Genomic DNA, 3,774 nt, shown 5'->3' with positions numbered 1-3,774 from the left:
GCCGTGGCGCTGGGCTGGGCGGCGAGCGTCGCCTCCAGCGCCGGCAGGCGCGCTGGCACGCAGCCCGCCAGCGTGGTGTCCAGTAGAGCGGCTACCGCCAGGGTGCGACCGACGATCATGGCGCAGTGCATGGCGTCTTGGCGGCCAGCCAGTCGGTATCGTCGGCAAACGGCGCGGCATCGTGGTTGGCCGGGGCCACGCCTTTCACCGCAGTCTGTTCGAACACCGACGACATGTCGTTGTCGAACTTGGGAATCTGGCGGTTGAGTTCGGCCGCTTGGGCCGCGCTGATTTCCGGCAGCAGCACGCGCCGGCTCATCACCGTGCGCATCACCGTGCCGGTGAGCCCGGCCTTGCGCCAATAGGCGACACCGCCCAGCGAACGGTCCACCGGCTTGGCGTAATAGGTCCAGTCGTGCGCGGCGGCCGGTGCGGGCAGGCGCACCGTGGTGGCCCAGCAGCGAAACGCCGGGTAATCGGTGGCATAGGGCAGCGTCTGGTCCTGGTCGGCGCGGCGGCGCAGGCGATCGGGCGGGCTGAAGCCGGCGCCCGGCAGGTAATAGCGATGCGCGCCATCGCCCATGTCTTCCCAATCCATGTCGCCCAGGCCTTGCGCGCTGAGTACCACGGCGCCATGCGCTTCGTCCGCTTCCCACGAAACCTTGTCGGCAACCAGCCAGTTTTCCTGCGCTTCCCAATACTTGCGTAGCGCCCGTTCGGCGTCCACGGCGGGCAGGCTGCTCAGATAGCTGCGGATCACCAGCGCTTCGTCACCGCGCAGGATATGGCGCGCGCGCACTTTGGCACGGGTCGCCAACCCCGCGCTGGCATCGATATCGAGCACCGCCACCATGCGCGGCAGCACCGGTGGCGGCGTGGGCAGCGACAGGATCGGCGCGCCTTCTGCCGTGATCGGCAAGCCCTGGCGCCACGGCGGTGGCAGGATCATCGCCAGCGAGCGATCGCCCAGCCGCGTGCCGTCGAGCAGCATGGGCTTGCCGGCGATGGTCGCGCGCACCACGACATGATCGAACAGCGCGGCATTGGGCAGGCGATCGGCCAGGCCATCGCCCCCCTTGGTCTGGATCAGCAGTGGCTGCGCCTCGATATCCAGTTCGCGCAGCAGCGCCAGCAGCAGGGCGGTCTTGCCCTTGCAATCGCCATAGCGGCGCTGCCACGTGGTATCGGCATCGGCCGGGGTCAGGTTGGCGCCATCCATGCCGACATAGACATAGCGCACCTGCTCTTCCACCAGGCGCAGCGCGGCCTCGGCGCGGCGGGCGGGGTCGGGCGATGCGGCCGCGATCCGCGCCACTTCGGCCTTGAGCGGGCTATTGGCGGCGAGCCGCGCCGCCTTGTCATAGAGAGGGAACAACCGGCGTGAAAAATCGGGCCAGCTGGCATAGTTGGTGAATTCCACCAGGCGGCGCCAGCCATAGCGTGCCGGCGCGCCCTGCGGCACGTCGGCCGGCGGATCAGGATCGTGCAGTTCCAGCGCGATGCCGTCCAGCTTGCCGCCGCCGGGCAGCGGGGTAGGGGCAAGATCGGGCGTTGTCTGCCAGCGCATCGCCTGGCCTTGCGGCCACGACACGCGCAGGCGGAACGTGCCCGTGGCACTGGCCTGCGGCATGATATAGAGATCGCCGCGCGCATCGCTCAGCGTCGGGTCGCGCGCGGTCAGCGTGGTGGCCAGTTCCACCTCGTCCCCCACTTCCAGTCCGGGGATCTGATAGGCGGCGGTCAGCCGCCCATCCAGCGTGGCCAGTTCCAGGTTCTGCTCGCGCTGCATCACCGAAAAGGTGGCGGTATGCGTCAGATCGCGCATCGCCCCGGCGTGGAATACGCGCAGGCGGTGCAGCACCATGCGCCCGGCATCGGGTGACCAGGTCAGGGTAAGGTTGCCGGCAGCCAGTCCTTGCGGCTTGACGATGCGATAGCGCATCGCATTGTAGACCTGCAGGCCATCGGGGCCAGCCATGTATTGCGTGTCGCTATAGATCGCGGCGAGCGCGGCATCCGTGGCAGGCGGCGTGGCGGTGGCCGGCTGTGGCGGGGGCAAGACCCAGGGCGCCGGATCGGCCACGATCACCTCGCGCGTGGTGCTGCGCGCGGCCGCGCAGGCGGGGCTTGCTGCCAAGACCATGGCAGACGCCGTTGACAGCCCGGCCGCGATAGCCAAGCCCCTGGATATATTCACGCCGTTCCCCCCATGCGGCGCGCCATGCGCCGCCCATCGGCGGGAATAATGCCCCAAGTGCCAGCCAAGTCTAGAGAGATTTCCGTCGCTTGCGGTCAGATCCCGCCGGTCACGCCCTGCCGGCCCAGTGCGGCAAGGCCGGCCATGAGATCGGCCATGCAGGCATCGATAATGCCTTGGTCGGTGGCGCGGATGACGAAATTGGCGCCCACCTTGCCTTCGCGGAAAAACGGGTAGGAACCGATCTGGCAGCCTTGGTGGGCCTGCTCGGTTTCGCGCAGCAGATCGGCCACTTCGCTTTCGGTCACCCAGCAGCCGATCGTGCCAGACAGCACCGGCAGCCCGCCTTGCAGCGTGCCGGTCAGTGCCGCCAGCATCTCTGCCGCAATGTGCGGCACGCCAGCCAGCAGGTGGATATTGGCCACGGCAATGCCCGGCGCGCCCGACAGCGCGTTTTCGATCAGCGTGGCGCCCGCTGGCACGCGCGCCATGCGCAGCCGCGCCTCGTTCACGCCGCCGCGCGGGCCGTAATAGTCTTCCAGCATCGCGCGGGCGGCCGGGTGGATCACCACCTCCACACCCAGCGCGGCGGCCACCGCGTCCACCGTGATGTCATCATGGGTGGGGCCGATGCCGCCGGTGGTGAATAGGTAGTCGTTGCGCGCGCGCAGCGCGTTCACCGCCTCGACGATCGCGGCCATGTCATCGGCCACCACGCGTACCTCTTTGAGGCGGATGCCCTGGACGTTGAGCCAAGTGGCAACCTGGGCGATGTTCTTGTCGTGGGTCCGGCCCGAAAGAATTTCGTCGCCGATCACCAGCAGGGCTGCGGTCCAGATGCGGGCGGGGCTTGTGCGGGATGCGTCGCTCATCGGGGCGTATCGATAACGCAATCGGGCGCGGGCGCAAGCGGCTGGGGCGCGCGGTCAAAGCGCAGTACGCCATCCTCCAGGGGGTCTTTGGCCAGAAACGCGCGATCGGCGAGGTAATCGTGATTGAGCCGCCAGCGTCGGTCGGTGCTGCTGCGCGGCAGCATGTCTTGCCCACGCAGCAGATAGCCGGAGGAAAACGCGGGCGTATCGTCGATTTCCAGGCCGTGGTCTGCCGCCAGCACAGGGGTGGCCACGTGCGTGCCGGTGCGCGCCATGTGGGCGAGCACCCGCGTAGTGAACGCGGCCACCAGATCGGCGCGCAGCGTCCACGAGGCGTTGAGATAGCCGAACACCTGCACCAGGTTGGGCAGGTTCGACAGCATGCAATCCTTGTAGTTGACGTGATCGGCCAGGTTCACCGCCACGCCATCGCGGCTGAGCGCGATCTTGCCGGCCACGGCCAGTTTCAGGCCGGTGGCCTTGACGATCACATCGGCCGGCAGGCGCTGCCCATCGGCCAGCAACACGCCGCCGGCCTCGATCCGGGCGATGTGGCCAGTGACCACTCTGGCTTGCCCGGCGCGGATGGCGGCAAACAGGTCGCCGTCGGGCACCAGGCACAGCCGCTGCTGCCACGGGCCATAGGGCGGGGTGAACGCCGCTTCGTCCCAGGCCGGGCCGAGCGCGCGGGCTGCTCGCCGCTTG

The 3,774-nt window shown here is 68.7% G+C and carries 2 protein-coding genes and 1 pseudogene; all 3 read right to left on the bottom strand.

Going from position 1 to position 3,774, the window contains the following annotated elements:
• Window positions 1-115: 115 nt before the first annotated feature.
• The gene (locus tag H926_RS25165; protein ID WP_022674804.1) at window positions 116-2,143 is read right to left on the bottom strand and encodes a DUF3857 domain-containing protein; all 2,028 of its coding nucleotides are present in this window, start codon (window positions 2,141-2,143) and stop codon (window positions 116-118) included.
• Window positions 2,144-2,292: 149 nt separating this feature from the next.
• Window positions 2,293-3,069, bottom strand: coding sequence for a molybdopterin-binding protein (locus tag H926_RS0101965; protein ID WP_022674803.1), 777 nt, complete (start codon window positions 3,067-3,069; stop codon window positions 2,293-2,295).
• Window positions 3,066-3,774 (bottom strand): annotated as a pseudogene (locus tag H926_RS32925) (FAD-containing monooxygenase EthA); the annotation flags it as partial. The pseudogene H926_RS32925 and the gene H926_RS0101965, both read right to left, overlap by 4 nt.

Origin of the sequence: Novosphingobium sp. B-7, from assembly GCF_000410615.1 — a bacterium.
GTDB classification, from domain to species: domain Bacteria; phylum Pseudomonadota; class Alphaproteobacteria; order Sphingomonadales; family Sphingomonadaceae; genus Novosphingobium; species Novosphingobium capsulatum.
Note: the sequence above shows the minus strand (reverse complement) of the source record. Positions and strands in the feature narration are given on the sequence as shown.

Coding starts and splice junctions, on each gene's coding strand:
- H926_RS0101965 (WP_022674803.1), bottom strand. CDS start 3,069: ATGAGCGACGCATCCCGCACAAGCCCCGCCCGCATCTGGACCGCAGCC.
- H926_RS25165 (WP_022674804.1), bottom strand. CDS start 2,143: ATGGTCTTGGCAGCAAGCCCCGCCTGCGCGGCCGCGCGCAGCACCACG.